Source organism: Isoptericola sediminis (assembly GCF_013085345.1).
GTDB classification, from domain to species: Bacteria; Actinomycetota; Actinomycetes; order Actinomycetales; family Cellulomonadaceae; genus Isoptericola; species Isoptericola sediminis.
Window position 1 is genome coordinate 35,649 of record NZ_JABFAJ010000010.1, and the last position, 16,694, is coordinate 52,342.

13 protein-coding genes are annotated in these 16,694 nt (G+C 73.5%); 2 read left to right on the top strand and 11 right to left on the bottom strand.

Annotated elements, in window-relative coordinates:
* The first annotated feature begins 5 nt into the window (after nucleotides 1–5).
* Entirely contained in the window at nucleotides 6–1,073 is a 1,068-nt protein-coding gene (locus tag HLI28_RS05385) for a hypothetical protein (protein ID WP_171246485.1), read from the top strand.
* 3 nt (nucleotides 1,074–1,076) lie between these two features.
* Here the strand turns inward: HLI28_RS05385 and topA are convergent, their stop codons facing one another.
* From topA to HLI28_RS05425, 8 genes are all read right to left on the bottom strand, one after another.
* A complete protein-coding gene (topA, locus tag HLI28_RS05390; protein WP_171246486.1) occupies nucleotides 1,077–3,854 on the bottom strand; it encodes a type I DNA topoisomerase in 2,778 nt (925 codons plus the stop codon).
* Between the two features lie 152 nt (nucleotides 3,855–4,006).
* The gene (locus tag HLI28_RS05395; protein WP_171246487.1) at nucleotides 4,007–5,002 is read right to left on the bottom strand and encodes a phosphatase PAP2 family protein; all 996 of its coding nucleotides are present in this window, start codon (nucleotides 5,000–5,002) and stop codon (nucleotides 4,007–4,009) included.
* Nucleotides 5,003–5,077: 75 nt separating this feature from the next.
* Nucleotides 5,078–6,166 carry an ABC transporter ATP-binding protein gene (locus HLI28_RS05400; RefSeq protein WP_171246488.1) on the bottom strand — a complete coding sequence of 363 codons (1,089 nt, stop codon included), beginning with the start codon at nucleotides 6,164–6,166 and terminating at the stop codon, nucleotides 5,078–5,080.
* The gene (locus HLI28_RS05405) at nucleotides 6,163–7,206 is read right to left on the bottom strand and encodes an ABC transporter permease (RefSeq protein WP_171246489.1); all 1,044 of its coding nucleotides are present in this window, start codon (nucleotides 7,204–7,206) and stop codon (nucleotides 6,163–6,165) included. Before HLI28_RS05405 ends, HLI28_RS05400 begins: the two co-directional genes overlap by 4 nt.
* A gap of 3 nt (nucleotides 7,207–7,209) precedes the next feature.
* Nucleotides 7,210–8,190, bottom strand: a complete 981-nt coding sequence (locus HLI28_RS05410) for an ABC transporter permease (RefSeq protein ID WP_171246490.1) — start codon at nucleotides 8,188–8,190, stop codon at nucleotides 7,210–7,212.
* On the bottom strand, nucleotides 8,187–9,266 hold the full coding sequence (locus tag HLI28_RS05415) for an ABC transporter ATP-binding protein (RefSeq protein WP_171246491.1): 1,080 nt from the start codon (nucleotides 9,264–9,266) through the stop codon (nucleotides 8,187–8,189). Before HLI28_RS05415 ends, HLI28_RS05410 begins: the two co-directional genes overlap by 4 nt.
* Nucleotides 9,267–9,373: 107 nt before the next feature.
* Entirely contained in the window at nucleotides 9,374–11,068 is a 1,695-nt protein-coding gene (locus tag HLI28_RS05420) for an ABC transporter substrate-binding protein (RefSeq protein WP_171246492.1), read from the bottom strand.
* Nucleotides 11,065–13,689: a beta-d-glucosidase gene (locus tag HLI28_RS05425; protein WP_343035675.1), complete on the bottom strand. Its 2,625-nt coding sequence runs from the start codon at nucleotides 13,687–13,689 to the stop codon at nucleotides 11,065–11,067. The genes HLI28_RS05420 and HLI28_RS05425 overlap by 4 nt, the downstream gene beginning before the upstream one ends.
* A 97-nt stretch (nucleotides 13,690–13,786) precedes the next feature.
* Here HLI28_RS05425 and HLI28_RS05430 point away from each other — a divergent pair, with 97 nt between their 5' ends.
* Nucleotides 13,787–14,446 carry a TetR/AcrR family transcriptional regulator gene (locus HLI28_RS05430; RefSeq protein WP_171246493.1) on the top strand — a complete coding sequence of 220 codons (660 nt, stop codon included), beginning with the start codon at nucleotides 13,787–13,789 and terminating at the stop codon, nucleotides 14,444–14,446.
* Between the two features lie 12 nt (nucleotides 14,447–14,458).
* Here the strand turns inward: HLI28_RS05430 and HLI28_RS05435 are convergent, their stop codons facing one another.
* The 3 genes from HLI28_RS05435 to HLI28_RS05445 form a co-directional block, all read right to left on the bottom strand.
* Nucleotides 14,459–14,794: a YnfA family protein gene (locus HLI28_RS05435; protein WP_171246494.1), complete on the bottom strand. Its 336-nt coding sequence runs from the start codon at nucleotides 14,792–14,794 to the stop codon at nucleotides 14,459–14,461.
* Between the two features lie 40 nt (nucleotides 14,795–14,834).
* Nucleotides 14,835–15,425 carry a CAP domain-containing protein gene (locus HLI28_RS05440; protein WP_216077405.1) on the bottom strand — a complete coding sequence of 197 codons (591 nt, stop codon included), beginning with the start codon at nucleotides 15,423–15,425 and terminating at the stop codon, nucleotides 14,835–14,837.
* A gap of 255 nt (nucleotides 15,426–15,680) precedes the next feature.
* Complete coding sequence (locus HLI28_RS05445) at nucleotides 15,681–16,622, bottom strand: LysR family transcriptional regulator (protein WP_171246496.1); 942 nt, start codon at nucleotides 16,620–16,622, stop codon at nucleotides 15,681–15,683.
* Between the last annotated feature and the right edge of the window lie 72 nt (nucleotides 16,623–16,694).

A 16,694-nucleotide genomic window follows, 5' to 3' on the forward strand; every position in this document is an offset into this window, starting at 1 on the left:
CCGCCATGACGACGCCGCACGCTGCCGTGCCGATCTCGTTGCGCCTGGGACAGGTCCCCGCCATGCTCAACGCCGAGCTCGCCGACCACCCCGTCTACGACGGCTTCGAGCTCCAGCGGTTCGACGACCCCGAGCACGGCAGCGGAATACTCGCGTTCCTCACCCGCCGGGCGGACGGCACCGTCGACTACGCCGTCCAGCGTGGCCTCCGGCTGGACCGCGCCCGCTACGGCATCGGCGGCGGCATCCGGTCGTGGCGCGAGATCGACTTCGACCGGGACCGGCTCGAGGTGAGCGACGCCGGCACGGTGGCGCAGGTGCGGTTCGCCGACGCCGACGGCCACGTGGTCGAGATCGACGTCGACGACCGCGCTGCCGGCCCCCGGCGGCCGGCAGCGCTGCTCGCGCCCCTGGGAGCCGCGATCCGGCAGCCGGCCTCGCTGATGCTCGTGTGGATGCCGAGCTTCGACCTGCTGCGCGCGGTCCCGGGTCACGACCCCGTGGTCCGCATCGGGGGCCGGGATGTGGCGACCGGCCGGCTGCCCGCAGGGCGCCTCCACGGCAGGCTGCTGGTCAAGACCTCCGGCCGGCTGTGGGTGCTGGAGCTGAACCGCGACGGCGATCCCCCGGCCGTCGCGGGCGGGCCCGGGGAGGCCGCTCCCACCACCGACGGGGACGCGCTGCGGGGCGTCCGCGCCACCGCGGACGGACATGCCGCGCGGGTGCTCTTCCGCCCGCCCCTGCCGGACCCGGGCGAGCTCGCCGACGGCGACGCCCGGCACGGTGCGTGGCGCGTGCTGCTCGACGACGCGCTGCTCACGGGCGGCACCTGGAGCGTCGAGGTCGTCGACGGTCGCGCCGAGGTCGAGCTCGCGGTGACCCGGCGGTGGCGTCCGCGCCGACTGCCGGGGCTGATGCGCCTCGTCACCACGGCGCTGCCGGTCTTCCGCACCTGGCCCACGACGTACGCCTGGCACGCCTCGGTCCCCCTCGACGGCGGCCCCGCGACGACCGCCTGGCGCCGGACGGGGACCGCGGGAGCGGCGGCCTACCGGCGGGCGACCAGCAGCTGACCGCTACTTCTTGGTCGTCGACGACTTCTTCGCGGCGGGCTTCTTGGCGGCCGGCTTCTTCGCGGTCGACTTCTTGGCCGACGTGCTGCGCTTCTTCGGCCCCTGGGCCCGCTTCTCGGCGAGCAGCTCGATGGCCCGCTCGGCCGTGATCGACTCCGGGGTGGCGTCCCGCGGGAGCGTCCGGTTGGTCTCGCCGTCGGTCACGTACGGACCGAACCGCCCGTCCTTGACCACGATCGGCTTGCCGCTGGTCGGGTCGTCGCCGAGCTCGCGCAGCGGCGGGGTCGCCGTCCGGCCCCGGCCACGCTTCGGCTGGGCGAAGACCTTCAGCGCCTCGTCGAGGGTGATCGTGAAGAGCTGCTCCTCGGACTCGATGGACCGCGAGTCCGTGCCCCGCTTGAGGTACGGCCCGTACCGGCCGTTCTGCGCGGTGATCTCCTCCTCGGTCTCCGGGTCGGTGCCCACCACGCGCGGCAGCGACAGGATCCGCAGCGCGTCCTCCAGCGTCACCGTATCCAACGACATGGTCTTCAGCAGCGACCCGGTGCGGGGCTTGGGCTGGGCGGCCTTCGCCTTCTTCTGGGCTGCCTGGGAGAGGTTCGGGTCGATCTCGGGCAGGTCGAGCTTCTCGGTGACGAACGGTCCGAAGCGGCCGTTCTTCGCCACGATCTCGTGGCCCGACTCCGGGTCGACACCGAGCACGCGCCCGTCGTCGGCACCGGCCTTGAGCAGCTCGCGCGCCTTCTCGACCGTCAGCTCGTCCGGGGCCACGTCGTCGGGCACCGAGGCCCGCGGCGCCTTGCCGTCCTTGCCCGGCTCCGCCTGCAGGTCCTCCAGGTACGGCCCGTACCGACCGACCCGGACCCGGATGCCCTCGCCGATCTCGACCGAGTTGATGACCACGGGGTCGATCTCCCCGAGGTTCTCCACCAGGTCGCGCAGGCCCCACTGCTCGTCGCCGCCGGAGCCGTCCCCGAAGTAGAACCGCGTCAGCCAGGCCAGGCGCTCCCGGTCACCGGACGCGATCTGGTCGAGGTCGGCCTCCATCTCGGCGGTGAAGTCGTAGTCGATGAGCCGGGCGAAGTGCTCCTCCAGCAGCCGCACGACGGCGAAGGCCAGCCACGTGGGCACCATGGCCTGGCCCTTGGTGCGCACGTAGCCGCGGTCCTGGATCGTCGAGATCGTCGCCGCGTAGGTGGACGGGCGCCCGATCCCGAGCTCCTCGAGCGCCTTGACCAGCGACGCCTCCGTGTAGCGCGCGGGCGGGCTCGTCGAGTGCCCCTCGGCCGCGATCTCCGTCCCGGCCAGGGCGTCGCCCTCGGCCATGCGCGGCAGCCGGCTCTCCTTCGGGCCGGCGGGCGCGGAGCCGCCGCCCTCAGGGGTCTCGACGTCCGTCGACTCCTCGTAGGCGGCGAGGAACCCGCGGAAGGTGATCACGGTGCCCGACGCCGAGAAGACGGCGTCGCGACCGGCCCGGTCACCGGCGCCGTCCCCGAGACGGGCGCCCAGCCGGACGGACGCCGTCGACCCCTTGGCGTCGGCCATCTGCGAGGCGACGGTCCGCTTCCAGATGAGCTCGTAGAGCTTGAACTGGTCCCCCGAGATCTCACCGGCCACCTGCGCCGGGGTGCGGAAGGAGTCGCCCGCGGGACGGATCGCCTCGTGCGCCTCCTGCGCGCCCTTGTTCTTCGAGGCGTACAGCCGCGGCGCACCCGGCACGTACTCGGAGCCGTACAGCTCGGCGGCCTGGCGCCGGGCGGCGTCGGTCGCCTCGGCGGACAGCGCCGGCGAGTCGGTCCGCATGTAGGTGATGTAGCCGTTCTCGTACAGCGCCTGGGCGGTGCGCATCGTCTGCCGCGAGGCCATGCGCAGCTTGCGCGACGCCTCCTGCTGCAGGGTCGAGGTCGTGAACGGCGCGGCGGGCTTGCGCGAGTAGGGCTTGGTCTCCAGGGACCGGACCGCGAAGGACGCCTCGTCGAGCCCGGCGACGACCGCCCCCGCAGCGGCCTCGTCGAGGTGCACGACGCCGGTGCGCACCTTGAGGCGGCCCAGGTCGTCGAAGTCGCGGCCCGTCGCGACGCGGTCGCCGTCCAGACCGGTCAGGCGGGCGCGGAAGAGCTGGCCGGCGTCGTCGCCGGACTCGGGGGCGAAGGAGCCGGTGACGTCCCAGTAGTCGGCGGTCACGAACGCCATGCGGTCCCGCTCGCGCTCGACGACCAGCCGCGTGGCCACGGACTGCACCCGGCCCGCGGACAGGCCCTGGCGGACCTTGCGCCACAGGACGGGCGAGACCTCGTAGCCGTAGAGACGGTCGAGGATGCGACGGGTCTCCTGGGCGTCGACGAGGTCGTCGTCCAGGTCACGGGTGTTCTCCAGCGCCCGGGTGATGGCCTCGCGGGTGATCTCGTGGAACACCATCCGCTTGACGGGGACCTTGGGCTTGAGCTCCTCGATGAGGTGCCAGGCGATGGCCTCGCCCTCGCGGTCCTCGTCCGTGGCGAGGTACAGCTCGTCGGCGTCCTTCAGCGCGGCCTTCAGCTCCCGCACCTTGGACTTCTTGTCGGCGTGCACGACGTAGTAGGGGTCGAAGCCGTTGTCGACGTCGACGGCGAACTTCTTGTACGGCCCCTTCTTCATCTCCGCCGGCAGCTCGGACGGCTGCGGGAGGTCACGGATGTGGCCGACGCTGGCCTCCACGACGTAGTCGTCGCCGAGGTAGCCCTGGATCTTGCGAGCCTTCGTCGGGGACTCGACGATCACGAGCTTGCGGGCCTGAGGCATCCGTTCCTGCTTTCCGACGGTGGTGGCGGGACGCGGCGCCGGGAGCGTCGCGTCCTGTCACGGTACGACACGCTCGACGACGGCGGAACTCTACCGAGGCACGCCCGGCCCGGCGCACGGCGGTCCACAGGGCCGCCACCGGGCGGCGGCGCTCACTCCCGCGGTCGTGCCGTCGCCTGACGCACCAGGAGCAGCAGCGCGAACGTCACCGCGGTGGCGGCGAGGACACCGAGGACCCCGACCGCATAGGCGGTGACGTCCTCGCCGATGGGCACGCTGGCGGCGTCGACGAGCCGCACGCCGCCCGCGAGGGCCACCGTGCCGGCGACCAGGGCGCTGAGGAGCAGGAGTCCCGCGACCACGGAGGAACCGGGCGACGACAAGGCGTTCGGCCGGGCCTCGCCCGTGGGCAGTCGGTGCCGGCGCGGGGCGACGTCGAGCGACGAGGACGGCGTCAGGGCGCACACGAGGGCGCCCCAGGCGAGCACGACGAACAGGGCCGCGACGACGTCGGACGGCCGGTGCCACTGCCCGACGAGCGTGGCCACACCCGTCGCGGCCGTGTACGAGGCACCCAGCAGCGCGACGACGGCCCGCCAGGCCCGCGGGGTGGCGAAGAGCAGCGCGACCGAGACGGAGGCCGCCACCGTGGTGTGCCCGCTGGGCAGCGTGTTGCCGCTGTACCAGCCCGGCAGCAGGTCGGGGCGCGTCAGCAGGTAGTGCTTCAGCACCTGGGTGGTGAGGTTGGCCCCGCCGACCAGGGCCGCGACCTGCAGCGCCACGACCCACCGTCGACGGACCACCGCGACCAGCATCGCGGCGCCGATCCCGGCCACCACGAACGCCACCGACACGACGTCGAGCACGGGCTCGGCCACCCGCCACAGGCTGTCCTGCCCGTAGAGCGCGCCGTCGCGGGCGAGGTCGTCGAGCTGCTGACCGGGCAGGGTCGTGACCAGCACCCGGTACGTGAGCCAGACCCCGAGCGCGGCCACGAGCGCGATCACCGCCGCCGCGGCCTGGGCCAGCGGACGGGTCTCGGGCTGCAGAGGTGCGGCGACCTGCGCCACCGGCCGCGATCCCTGCGCGGTCGTCGCGCCCGTCGGCCGGGGCGGCGCGACCGGGACCTCGTGGAAGTCGCCGTTCATGCAGGTCAGGATAACCAGTCCGTGTGATGTTCCGGTGGACGGCCGGTGCACTCTCCGGACGGCGACGCGTCCGGGTCAGCGGGACAGGTCCGGGGGCAGGCCGTGGGCCCCGGCCGACGCCGGGTCGTGCAGGTGGCAGGCCACGCGGCGCGCCGCTTCCTGCGCGCCCCGGTCCCCGAGCGCCGTGGCGGTCAGACCGGGCCGCACCTCCCGGCACACGTCCATCGCGTGCGCGCACCGGGGCGCGAACGGGCAGCCCGGCGGCAGCCGGTGCATGTCGGGCGGGGCGCCGGGGATCCCCGTCAGCTCGCGGCGCTCGCCCCGCAGCGGCGGGAAGGAGTGCAGCAGGGCCGACGAGTAGGGGTGCCGGGGCCGGCGGTAGATCTCCTCGGCACCGGCGTCCTCGACGATGTCGCCCGCGTACATGATCGCGATGCGGTCGGCGATCTCGATGAGGAGCGACACGTCGTGGGTGATGAAGACGACGGAGAAGCCCAGACGCTGCCGGAGGTCGGCGATCTCCTCGACGATCTGGCGCTGCATGACCACGTCCAGCGCCGTGGTGGGCTCGTCCATGATGAGCACCTGCGGGTCCAGGGCCAGCGCCATGGCGATCATGACCCGCTGACGCATCCCGCCGGAGAGCTGGTGCGGGAAGTCGCGCAGCCGGTCGGCGTTGATCCCGACCATCTCCAGCAGCGACGCGGCCTGGTCCCAGGCCTCCCGCCGGCGCATGCCCGGACGGTGCGCCAGGATGCCGTCGGCGATCTGCCGGCCGACACGGTAGACGGGGTTCAGCGAGTTCATCGCCCCCTGGAACACGATCGCGGTGTCCCGCCAGCGCGAGGCGCGCAGCTCGGCGTCGCTCTGGCGCAGCACGTCGGTGCGTCGTCCGTCCCGGTCGGTGAAGTGCACGCTGCCGGAGGTGATGAGCCCGGGGGGCGGCAGCAACCGGGTCGCGGCGTAGGCGAGGGTCGACTTGCCGCAGCCGGACTCGCCGGCCAGGCCCAGGACCTCGCCGCGGTGCAGGGTGAGCGAGACGTCCCGCAGCACGTGGGTGGCGTCATCGACGTAGCCGTAGTCGACCGAGAGATTCTCGATCTCGAGCACCGGCTCGCCGACCGCCCCCGTCGGGGCGGGCACGTCGAGGGTCGAGGCGGTCATGAGCGCTCCTTGCGGGTCGGGCCGGCGGCGGCGGCACGGGGTCCTGCCCCCGGTGGCGTGCGCAGGACCGGCGTGAAGCCGATCCGCGGACGGATGCGCCGGCGCCGCAGGACGCGGGCGTTCATCCCGGTGCTGCGCAGGCGCGGGTTGACGAACTCGTCGATGCCGAAGTTGACCAGCGTCAGCGCCATGCCGAGCAGGGCGATGCAGAGGCCCGCCGGGACGAACCACCACCAGGCGCCGCGCTGCAGCGCGAGGTTGTTCTGCGCCCAGAACAGGATGGTTCCCCAGTTCCAGTCGGAGACGGGCGTGATGCCGATGAACGCCAGCGTCACCTGGGACATGACGGCGAACGTCACGGTGCCCACGAACCCGGCGGCGATGATCGCGGTGAGGTTGGGCAGCACCTCGGCGAGCACGAGGCGCCAGGTGCGCTCGCCGTTGGCCCGTGCCGCCTCGACGAAGTCGCGCTTGCGCAGCGACAGCGTCTGGGCGCGCATCACCCGTGCGCCCCACGCCCAACCGGTCGCCCCGATGACGAGCGCGACGGTGACACCGCCGGCGGTGGGGAGCTGACCGGCGATGATGATGATCAGCGGCAGCTGCGGGATGACGAGGAACACGTTCGACAGCGCCGAGAGCGTCTCGTCCCCGGCGCCGCCGACGAACCCTGCCGTCACGCCGACGACCACGCCGAGCACGGTGGCCGACACCCCGGCGATGAGCCCGACCACGAGGACCCCGCGGGTACCCACGACGATCTGGGACAGGATGTCCCGCCCCGTGTGGTCGGTGCCGAGCCAGTGCGTCCACGACGGCGGCTGCAGCAGGTCCACCGAGACCTGGTTGGGGTCGTAGGGAGCGATCCACGGCCCGACCACGGCCAGGACGCCGAAGAAGAGCAGGATGCCGATCCCGGTGAGGGCCTTGCCGTTGCGCAGGAACAGGAACCGTTTCGGTCGGCGCGGGTCGCGCGTCCGGTGTTCGACGGCGGGTTCGACGACGGTCTCGGACTCGACCAGCGACGTGTCCTGGGCCATGGGTCACCCCTCCTGACGGGCGCGCGGGTCGAGCGCGGCGTAGACGAAGTCGGCGATGATGTTCGCCCCGAGCACGGCGAGCGTGATGACGAGGAAGCAGCCCTGCATCAGCGGGTAGTCCTGGGTGTTGACCGCCTGGAACAGCGTGTAGCCGATGCCCTGGTAGGAGAAGACCATTTCCATGATCAGGGTGCCGCCGACGACGAACCCGAGGGACAGGGCGAAGTTGGAGACCTGCGGCAGGATCGCGTTGCGCGCGGCGTAGCCGACCATCACGGTGCGTTCCGGCAGGCCCTTGGCGTGGGCGACGGTGACGTAGTCCTCCGAGGAGACCGTGACGACCATGTTGCGCATGCCCAGGATCCAGCCGGCGATCGAGGACAGCACCACCGTCAGCGCGGGCAGGAAGCCGTAGTAGATCACCGAGCCCACGAACTCCCACGACCACGCGGGCACCATGCCGCGGTCGTAGCTGCCCGAGGAGGGGAACCAGCCGAGCGTCACCGAGAACACGGTGATCGCGATGAGGCCGAGCCAGAAGTACGGCACCGCGGAGAAGAAGGTCGTGATCGGCAGCAGGGCGTCCGCCCAGGTGCCCCGGCGCCACCCGATCGCGACGCCGATCGACGTCCCGAGGACGAAGGCGATGATCGTGGCGATCCCCACCAGCCCGATCGTCCACGGCAGCGCCTGCTGGACGATCTCGGCGACCGGCGTCGGGAAGAACGTGAACGACAGCCCGAGGTCGCCGCGCAGCAGCAGACCCCAGTAGTCGACGTACTGCTGCCAGATCGAGGAGCTGGTGTCGAGGCCGAACAGGACCCGGATGGACTCCTCCGCGTTGGAGTCGATCCGTCCCTGCATGCGCCCCATGAGGGCCGTCACCGGGTCGCCCGGCATCAGACGCGGGATGAGGAAGTTGATGGTCACCGCGGCCCACGCGGTGATCAGGTAGAAGATCGTGCGGCGGACGGCGAACCTCACGGGGTCCCTCCTTCGTCGGTGCGCCGGCCGTAGGCGTCGAGGACGTCGCCGAGGCGCGGGCGGTCAGCACGGTCCGCGTACCCCCAGCAGGCGACCGCGCGTCCCGCGGCGACCTCGATCAGCGTCGGCGTCTCGGTGCGGCACACGTCGGTGGCGAAGGGGCAGCGGGGGTGGAACCGGCACCCGGCGGGCGGGTCGACGAGGCTGGGGGCCTCGCCGCGAGCCCCGTGGGCCCGGGTCGCGAGGTCGTCCGGGTCCGGCGCCGAACCGATGAGCAGCTGGGTGTACGGGTGCCGCGGGTCCTGGGTGACCGACTCGCTGTCACCGGTCTCCACGACCCGCCCGGCGTACATCACGGCCGTCCGGTCGGCGAAGTAGCGGGCCGAGGCGATGTCGTGCGTGATGTAGAGGATCGCGATGTCGAGACGGTCGCGCAGGTCCTGCAGCAGGTTGAGGATCCCGAGCCGGATCGAGACGTCGAGCATCGAGATCGGCTCGTCGGCCAGCAGCACCTCGGGGTCGGCGGCCAGGGCCCGGGCGATCGCGACGCGCTGCCGCTGACCCCCGGAGAGCTCGTGCGGGAACTTGTCGATGTACCGCTCGGTGGGGCTGAGCCGGACCCGCTCGAGCAGCCGCTCGATCGCGGCCTCCAGCTCGGCGCCGCGCAGCCTGCCCTGGTGGATGCGCACGCTGCGCGAGAGCGTGTACCGCACCGTGTGGACCGGGTTCAGCGAGCCGAACGGGTCCTGGAAGATCATCTGGACGCGCCCGACGTAGGCCCGGAATCCTCGGCGACGACGCACGGTCGCGTCCCGGCCGTGCAGCTCGAGGCTCCCGGCGGTGCGCGGCATCAGCTGGGCGAGCAGGCGGGCGATGGTCGACTTGCCGGACCCGGACTCGCCGACCAGGGCGACGACCTCGCCGCGGTGCAGCGTGAGGTCGACGTCGTCCACGGCGTGGACGACGGCGCCGCGGCGGCCGCGGACCGGGAAGTGCTTGGTCAGGCCGACGGCGCGCAGGACCGGGACGTCGCGCTCCGTGGCGGCCGGGGACGGGTCGGTTGCTGAGGTACTCATGCGGTCACCTGGGTGGGAAGGGACGGCGGGACGGGACCGGGGCCCGGTCGGCCGGCGTCCGCCCGCTGGGGGCGACGGCCGGCCGACCCGGGACCGCGACGTCCTGGTCAGTCCGTCGCGGGCTCGAGCTCGAGCAGGATCTGCAGCGCCTGCGAACCGGTCGGCTGCGGCTGGTTGTACGGGTCCTCCTCCGAGGGCCAGCCGACGTAGTTGACGGTCGAGTACTGCGCCGTGGCCGGACGTGCCCACAGGGCGATGGCGGGGACGTCCTCGACGAAGTGCTGCTGGATCGTCGCCAGCGCCTCGGAGCGCTCGGCGTCGTCGGTCGTCGCGGCGTAGGTCGCGAGCGCCTCGGTGACGTCCTCGTTCCGGTAGCGGCCGAAGTTCCACGACGCCGGCTCGCCGAGCGGCTCGTACTGGGCACCGTCCATCATGTTGGAGTACAGGTCCCAGGGGGTGGCGCCGCCGTCGGTCCAGTGCAGCGTGGCGTCGAAGTTGCCGGGCGGGACGATGTCGGCGAACCAGCCGTCCGCGTTCGCGGGCTGGACGGTGGCCTCGGCGCCGAGCTCGGCCGCGGCGTTCTTGATGAGGTCGAGCGCGGTGAGGTAGTCGTTCCAGCCGGCCGGGTTGGTCAGCTCGAAGGTGACGGGCTCGCCGTCGGGGTCCACGAGCTGCTCGCCCACCCCGGTGTACCCGGCGTCGGTGAGGACCTGCTTGGCGCCCTCGACGTCCGCGGACAGCTCCTCGCCGGCGAGCTCGTCGCTGATGAACTCCTCACCGGCGGGCAGCGGCAGCCCGGTGACGCTGGTGATGGGCGGGTTGACGCCGGAGGTGGCGACGTCGGTGATCGACTGCCGGTCCAGGGCCATGTTGAGGGCCTGGCGGAAGGCGACGTCGTCGAACGGCTTCTCCTCGTTGTTGACGAAGAGCGCGTCGATGCCCAGCCCGGCCGCCGCGTACTGGTGGTAGTGCTCCGGGTCGGCGGCGATGTAGACGTTCTCGTAGTCCGCGATGAACGTCCAGCCCCACTGCGCCTCACCGGTGGTGAGCGCCGTGGTCAGCGCGTTGTTGTCGTTGTACGAGGAGTAGCGGATCTCCGGCACGGACAGCTCGCCGCCCCAGTAGTCGTCGCGGGCCACGACGGTCGCCGCCTGCGGGGTCCAGGACTCCAGGGTGTACGGACCGGTGCCCACCGGTTCGGTGTTGGTGTACGTCGTCGGGTCCTCGACGTCCGCCCACAGGTGCTCGGGCACGATGAGCATGTCGGCGAGCTTGGCCGTGTTGACGTACTGCGGGGACCCGAAGGTCACGGTGACGGTGGTCCCGTCGGACTCGACGGACTCGATCGGCAGGGCGGAGGTGTTCAGCCCCTCGTGGTCCTGGCGGAGCTGGATCGAGAAGGCCACGTCCTCGGCGTCGAACGCCTCGCCGTCGGACCAGGTGACGCCCTCGCGCGGCGTGACGACGGCCTGGGTGTAGTCGTCGTTCCACTCGATGGACTCCGCGAGCCAGGGCTGCGGCTCCTCGGCGGGCTTGGCGTCGTTGGCCATCATCAGCGGTTCGTAGATGACGAAGGCGTAGCCGAGGGACAGGGCGGCCGAGCCGGTCGCGAAGGGCGACTGGTTCTCGGTCTGGGTCCCGTTCGGCATGCCGACGGTCAGGACCTCGCCGGTGGCCGCGGCGGTCTGGTCGTCGGCCGTGTCGGCGCTGGTGTCGGTGTCGCCACCGCCGCCGCACGCCGTCGCCAGCAGAGCGACGGCGGCGACCCCGGCGAGCGACGCGGAGAGCTTGCGGATTCTCACGGTGTGCCTCCTTGCACGTGTTCTTCGGTGGAGCGTTCCTGGGGGGACGGTCGGTCGGTGGCCCCGTGGACGGGGACGTCCACGGGGCACCGCAGGTCACGGACGGAGCGGCCGGCCACGAGCCGGTAGGTGCCCGACGGCGTGGTCCAGCCCGCGTGGGCGTCCCACGTCTGCAGCGCGCGGCGCGGGACCGTGACGTCGACCTCGGCGGTCCCGCCCGGTGCGACGTCGACGACGGCGAAGCCGCCGAGCCAGCGCACGGGCCGGGCCGGGTCACGGACGGCGGTCCCGGCGGGCGGCTCGACGTACACCTGGACGACCTCCCGGCCCGACCGCGGCCCGGTGTTGCGCACGCGGACCCGCACCACGGCACCGGCCGCGGGGTCCGCGGGCGGGTCGAGGAGCTCGGCCGCCTCGTAGGACCACGTGGTCCAGCCGAGGCCGTGCCCGAAGGGGGCGGCCGGCTCCTGGCGCGAGGCCGTGCCGTCGGTGTCGCGCCGGCGCTCCCACGCCCGGTAGCCGACGTCGAGCCGCTCGGTGTAGTCGACGACGCCGTCGGTCGGCACGGCGTGCGGCACCGGGACGTCCTCGGCGCGCGCCGGCAGGGTCCAGGGCAGCCGGCCGGACGGCTCGGTGACCCCCGTGAGCACGTCGGCGAGCGCGGCCCCGGCCTCCTGGCCCGGCAGCCAGGCCCACAGCACCGTGGGCACCTCGGCGAGCCAGGGCAGGAGCACGGGGGCGCCCGCGTTGACGACGACGACGGTGCGCGGGTTCGCGGCCGCCACGCGGCGGACGAGCTCGTCCTGGTTGCCGGGCAGCCCGAGGTCCGTGCGGTCGAACCCCTCGGACTCGACCTCGTGGGTGGTGCCCACCACGACCACGGCGACGTCGGCGGCGCGGGCGGCCTGCTCGGCGGCGTCGAGCTCCTGCTCGGCGGAGGGTCCGGGGCGCCGGTGCACGAGCTGGGCGCGGACGAACCGGTCGTAGCCGACCGGGTGGACGACCTGCAGCTCGGCGACGAGCTCGGCGGACGACCCCGTGACCCGCGCCGTGGCGGCGACCGGGTGGTTGTGGGCCGAGGCGAGGATGACGTCCTCGGTGGCGACGACGTCACCGGCGGCGATCTCGTGGCCGTCCAGCACGACGCGGTGCACGCCGACCGTGCCGACCCCGATCTCGTGGACGCCCGGCTCGGCCACGTCGACCCGTGCGCTCAGGCGCACGGTGACGTCCTCGGCGTGCAGGTCGGTCATCCAGCCGTCCCACCGCGTCCGCGTCTCGGCACGGCGCACCGCACCGGTGCGGTCGAGCACCTCGAGACGCATCCCCGGTGCTCCGGTGACGGGGTCCGTGCACCGGTCCAGGTCCAGGGGAGGCGGGTTGCGCAGTGCCCGGGACCCCGCCACGACGTCGAGGTGCGACCCCTCCGGCAGCGCCTCGGCGAGCGCGGGGGCCGGGTAGGACAGCCGGTCGGGGACGACGAACGAGGAGCCCCCGCCCTGGAAGAACGGTTCGACGGCGGCGGCCCCGAGCAGCGCCACGCGCAGCGGCGCGCGGTTCTCGACGCCCGGCAGCGGCAGGAGCCCGGCGCGGTCCTGCAGGACGACGGTGGAGCGCGCGGCGAGCTCGCGCAGGAACGTCTCGCGCGCCTCGGGCACGGCGAACGCCGGTCGCGGGGCTCGACCTGCCGGGTACGCGGCGTCGTCGCCGGGTGGCGTCAGGCGGCCGACCCGGTGCGCGAGCCGCAGCAGACGTCGCACCTTGTCGTCGAGGTCGGCCTCGGTGACCGCCCCGGTCTCGAGGGCCGCGCCCAGGCCGTCGCCCCAGGCGCCGTCGGGACCGGGCATCTGCAGGTCGAGCCCGCCGCGGACGGCCGGCGCGACGGAGCGGGTGGCGACCCAGTCGGAGACGACGAGCCCGTCGAACCCCCACTCGTCCTTGAGCACCCCGGTCAGCAGCGGCCGGTGCTCGAGCACCTGTGCGGCGGTGGTGCCGTCGTCGACGCCGCTGTAGGCGCCCATGACGCTCCACGCGCCCGCCGCGACGAGCCGTTCGAACGGCGCCAGGTAGACCTCGCGCAGCGTGCGGGGGTCGACCCGGGCGAGGTAGCGGGTGCGGTCCGTCTCGGAGTCGTTCGCGACGTAGTGCTTGACGCACATGCCGACGCCGTCCTCCTGGGCGGCCGTGACGACCGCGACGGCGACCTCGGCCGTCAGGTGCGGATCCTCGCTGTAGCACTCGAAGTGCCGGCCGGCGACGGGGGTGCGCTGGAGGTTCACCTGGGGTGCGAGCACCAGGTGCACCCCGTGGCGGCGGGCCTCGGCGGCGAACAGTCGGCCCACCCCGCGGGCCGCCCCGACGTCCCAGGTGGCGGCGAGCGCGGAGGGGGCCGGCAGCATCGCGGAGCTGGACGAGCCGTCAGGCCGGCGCACACCGACCGGGCCGTCCGACATGACGACGGGCGCGAGCCCGATGCGCTCGATCCCCCGGGTCGACCACATGCCCGCACCGACGACGAGGGAGGCCTTCTCCTCGGCTGTCAGGCGGGCGAGGAGCCCGTCCAGAACGGCCTCCTCGTTGGGTGTCCCGACGGTCGTCGGGAGGGCGGTCGGCGATGACACGCGATGTCTCCTGTCCGGCGCGGCTGTGCGTCGCGTCACAGTGAACCATACTTACTTACTTGTTAGTAAGTGGATTGGATCACAGTATGGTGACGTCATGAGCCAGGCCACACCTCCCCGGTCCCGCCGCGTCCCCCGTGCCGAGCGGCGCGAGGAGATCCTGGCGGCCGCCGCCCGCGTGTTCGGCTCCAAGGGGTACCGCGCCGGCTCGCTCGCCGAGGTCGCGGAGCAGGTCGGCATCACGCACGCCGGGGTGCTGCACCACTTCGGGAGCAAGGACCGGCTGCTGTGGGAGGTGCTCGAGTACCGCGACCGCGTCGACGTCGAGCATCTGGAGGGCCAGCACATCCCCGGCGGGCTCGAGCTGTTCCGGCACCTGGTCACCACGGCCCGGCGCAACGCCGACCGCCGCGGCATCGTGCAGGCCTACACGGTCCTGACCGGCGAGGCCGTCACCGACGGGCACCCGGCCGCGGACCGGGCACGGACCCGCTTCGGGGTGCTGCGCGAGGACATCGCGTCGGCGCTGCGCACCGTCGCGGACGAGCGCGGCGTCGACCTCGCGGAGCAGGACGCCGTGCGGGCGGCCAGCGCCGTCATCGGGGTGATGGACGGACTGCAGACCCAGTGGCTGCTCGACCCGGAGGTCGTCGACCTGGCCGAGTCGACCGCGTTCGCGATCGAGGCGATCCTCCGGGCCGTGCTGCCCGGGGTCGAACCGCTGCCGGACTCCCCCGGGGCGTCCGGGGCACCGTGACGGACGCGCGCGTCAGGCCGGGCGTGGCGCGTACATGATCACCGCGACGCCGACCAGGCACACGAGGGCGCCGATCACGTCCCAGCGGTCCGGGCGGAACCCGTCGACCGCCATCCCCCAGACCAGCGACCCGGCGACGAACACCCCGCCGTAGGCGGCGAGGATGCGGCCGAAGTGGGCGTCCGGCTGCAGCGTGGCGAAGAACCCGTACAGGCCGAGCGCGATCACCCCCGCGCCGATCCAGAGCCAGCCCCGATGCTCGCGGACGCCCTGCCACACCAACCAGGCGCCGCCGATCTCGAACAGGGCGGCGGCCACGAACAGGACGACGGATCTCAGCACGGTCATGATCCAGTCTCCCGCCGTCGGCGGCCGAGGGCGCGAGCTCTCAGCGGCCGAAGACCTGGGTCCACCACGGGCCGCCCTGGCCGGGTTCCTTCCCGAGGCCGTGACGCGTGTGCGAGCACTCGAGGATGTTCGCCCGGTGGCCGGGGCTGTCCATCCAGGCCTGCACGACCGCCGCCGCGTCCCGCTGCCCGACGGCGATGTTCTCGGCCGCCAGCCCGCTCACGCCCGCGGCGTCCGCCCGGTCCCAGGGGGTCAGACCATCGGGGTCGGTGTGGTCGAAGTAGTCGCGCACGCGCATGTCCTGCGAGTGCGCCGTCGCGAGCGCGTCGAGCTCGGGGTCCTGCCGGAGCGGTCCGCACCCGGCGTCCGCCCGCTCCGCGTTGACGAGCTCGAGCACCGCGGCGGCCGCGGCGCCGGCCGGGTCCTCGCCGTCCGCGCGACCGGAGCCCTCGTCCCCCGGCTTCTCCGAGGCCGCCCGGGGGTCGGGCGTCGGAGACGGCGCGGGCTGCACCCGCACCGCGGGGGCGACCTCTTCCGTCGAGCGTTCGCCGTCCACGACGATCGCCGGCCCGAGGTTCGCGGCGACGTCCGGGGACGGCCCCGGACCCCCCGGCCCTGCGGCGTCCGTCACGCCGGGGGGACCCACGGGGCGGACGAACGACGGCCCGGCCGGCGCAGCCGCGGTCGATCCCGCGGGATCCGCTCGCTCCGGACCCGGCCGGAGCGCGTCAGGGGCGACCCCGGCGAGGACGGCCAGCAGGCCCAGGCCGATGACCAACGGAACACCGAACAGAACGGGCGAACGCCACGAGGGCACGGCATGTCGAGGGCTCATCACCGCCGCACGCTACCGGTCGCCAGGGCCGATGCCCAGGGTCGATGCTGCTCAGCGCTGCGCGAGATGCCGCTCGTAGGCCGGGGTGCGCCGGACGGCCTGGCGGTGGGCCTCGTGCGCGGCCGCACGCACGGCCTCGACGTCGAACCGCTTCTCGGCGTCGCGACGCCAGCCGACGTACTGGGTCCAGGCGAGGGGCTCGCCCTCGAGGGCCACGGGCGTCACCCCCGGCTGGTCGAGCAGCAGCGGCTGCACCAGCGCGACGGCGTGGTTGTCCCGCACCTGCTCGATGGCCGAGGCGCGCTCGGTCTCGCTGACCTCACGCGGGGTGAAGCCGGACCGGACGCACGCCGCCACGAAGCACCGCTCGAAGCACCCCTCCCCCGGTGCCGAGAGCCAGTACTCCTCCGCCAGCTCGGCGAGCGGGACGACCTCGTCGTCGGCCAGCCGGTGCGCGTCGGAGAGCAGCACGAACACCGGGTCGGTGAACAGCCGGGTCCACACCACGTCGCCGTCGGTGGGCAGCACCTCGTTCTCGCAGGCGCCGACGAGCGCCAGGTCGAGGTCACCGGCCGCGAGCCGCCGGGTCGCCTCCTGCGCCGACCACGCCGTGAACGACGTCAGCGCGATGCCGGTCAGGTCGGCGCGCAACCGGTTGAGGAAGATCCCGCCCAGCACCGTGGCGACGGTCCCCACCCGGAGCGCGGTCACGACGTCGGTCCGGCCGCTGACGTGGCGGCGCACGTCCTCGCCGAACGCGTCCATGGCCGGCAGGAGCACGCGGGCGTGCCGGAGGACGAGATCGCCCAGCGGGGTGGGCCGGGCACCGCGGCGGTCCCGGACGAACACGGAGCCGCCGAGGGCGTCGTCGATCCGGTTGAGCTGCGCGGTCAGGGCAGGTTGCGCCATCCCCAGCGCGGCGGCCGCGCGGGTCACGCTGCCGTGCTCCGCGACGGCGGTCACGAGCCGGAGGTGGCGGAGGTCGATCTCCATACCGGGATGGTATCCCGGGCATCCTGTCGGGGGGATGGATCTGCGGCGTGTGCCTGGTCACCAGGCGGACGC

What these genes read in the sequence shown, in the direction of transcription:
- HLI28_RS05385 (WP_171246485.1), top strand. Translation starts at nt 6, where the DNA reads ATGACGACGCCGCACGCTGCCGTGCCGATCTCGTTGCGCCTGGGACAG.
- topA (WP_171246486.1), bottom strand. Translation starts at nt 3,854, where the DNA reads ATGCCTCAGGCCCGCAAGCTCGTGATCGTCGAGTCCCCGACGAAGGCT.
- HLI28_RS05395 (WP_171246487.1), bottom strand. Translation starts at nt 5,002, where the DNA reads ATGAACGGCGACTTCCACGAGGTCCCGGTCGCGCCGCCCCGGCCGACG.
- HLI28_RS05400 (WP_171246488.1), bottom strand. Translation starts at nt 6,166, where the DNA reads ATGACCGCCTCGACCCTCGACGTGCCCGCCCCGACGGGGGCGGTCGGC.
- HLI28_RS05405 (WP_171246489.1), bottom strand. Translation starts at nt 7,206, where the DNA reads ATGGCCCAGGACACGTCGCTGGTCGAGTCCGAGACCGTCGTCGAACCC.
- HLI28_RS05415 (WP_171246491.1), bottom strand. Translation starts at nt 9,266, where the DNA reads ATGAGTACCTCAGCAACCGACCCGTCCCCGGCCGCCACGGAGCGCGAC.
- HLI28_RS05430 (WP_171246493.1), top strand. Translation starts at nt 13,787, where the DNA reads ATGAGCCAGGCCACACCTCCCCGGTCCCGCCGCGTCCCCCGTGCCGAG.
- HLI28_RS05435 (WP_171246494.1), bottom strand. Translation starts at nt 14,794, where the DNA reads ATGACCGTGCTGAGATCCGTCGTCCTGTTCGTGGCCGCCGCCCTGTTC.
- HLI28_RS05445 (WP_171246496.1), bottom strand. Translation starts at nt 16,622, where the DNA reads ATGGAGATCGACCTCCGCCACCTCCGGCTCGTGACCGCCGTCGCGGAG.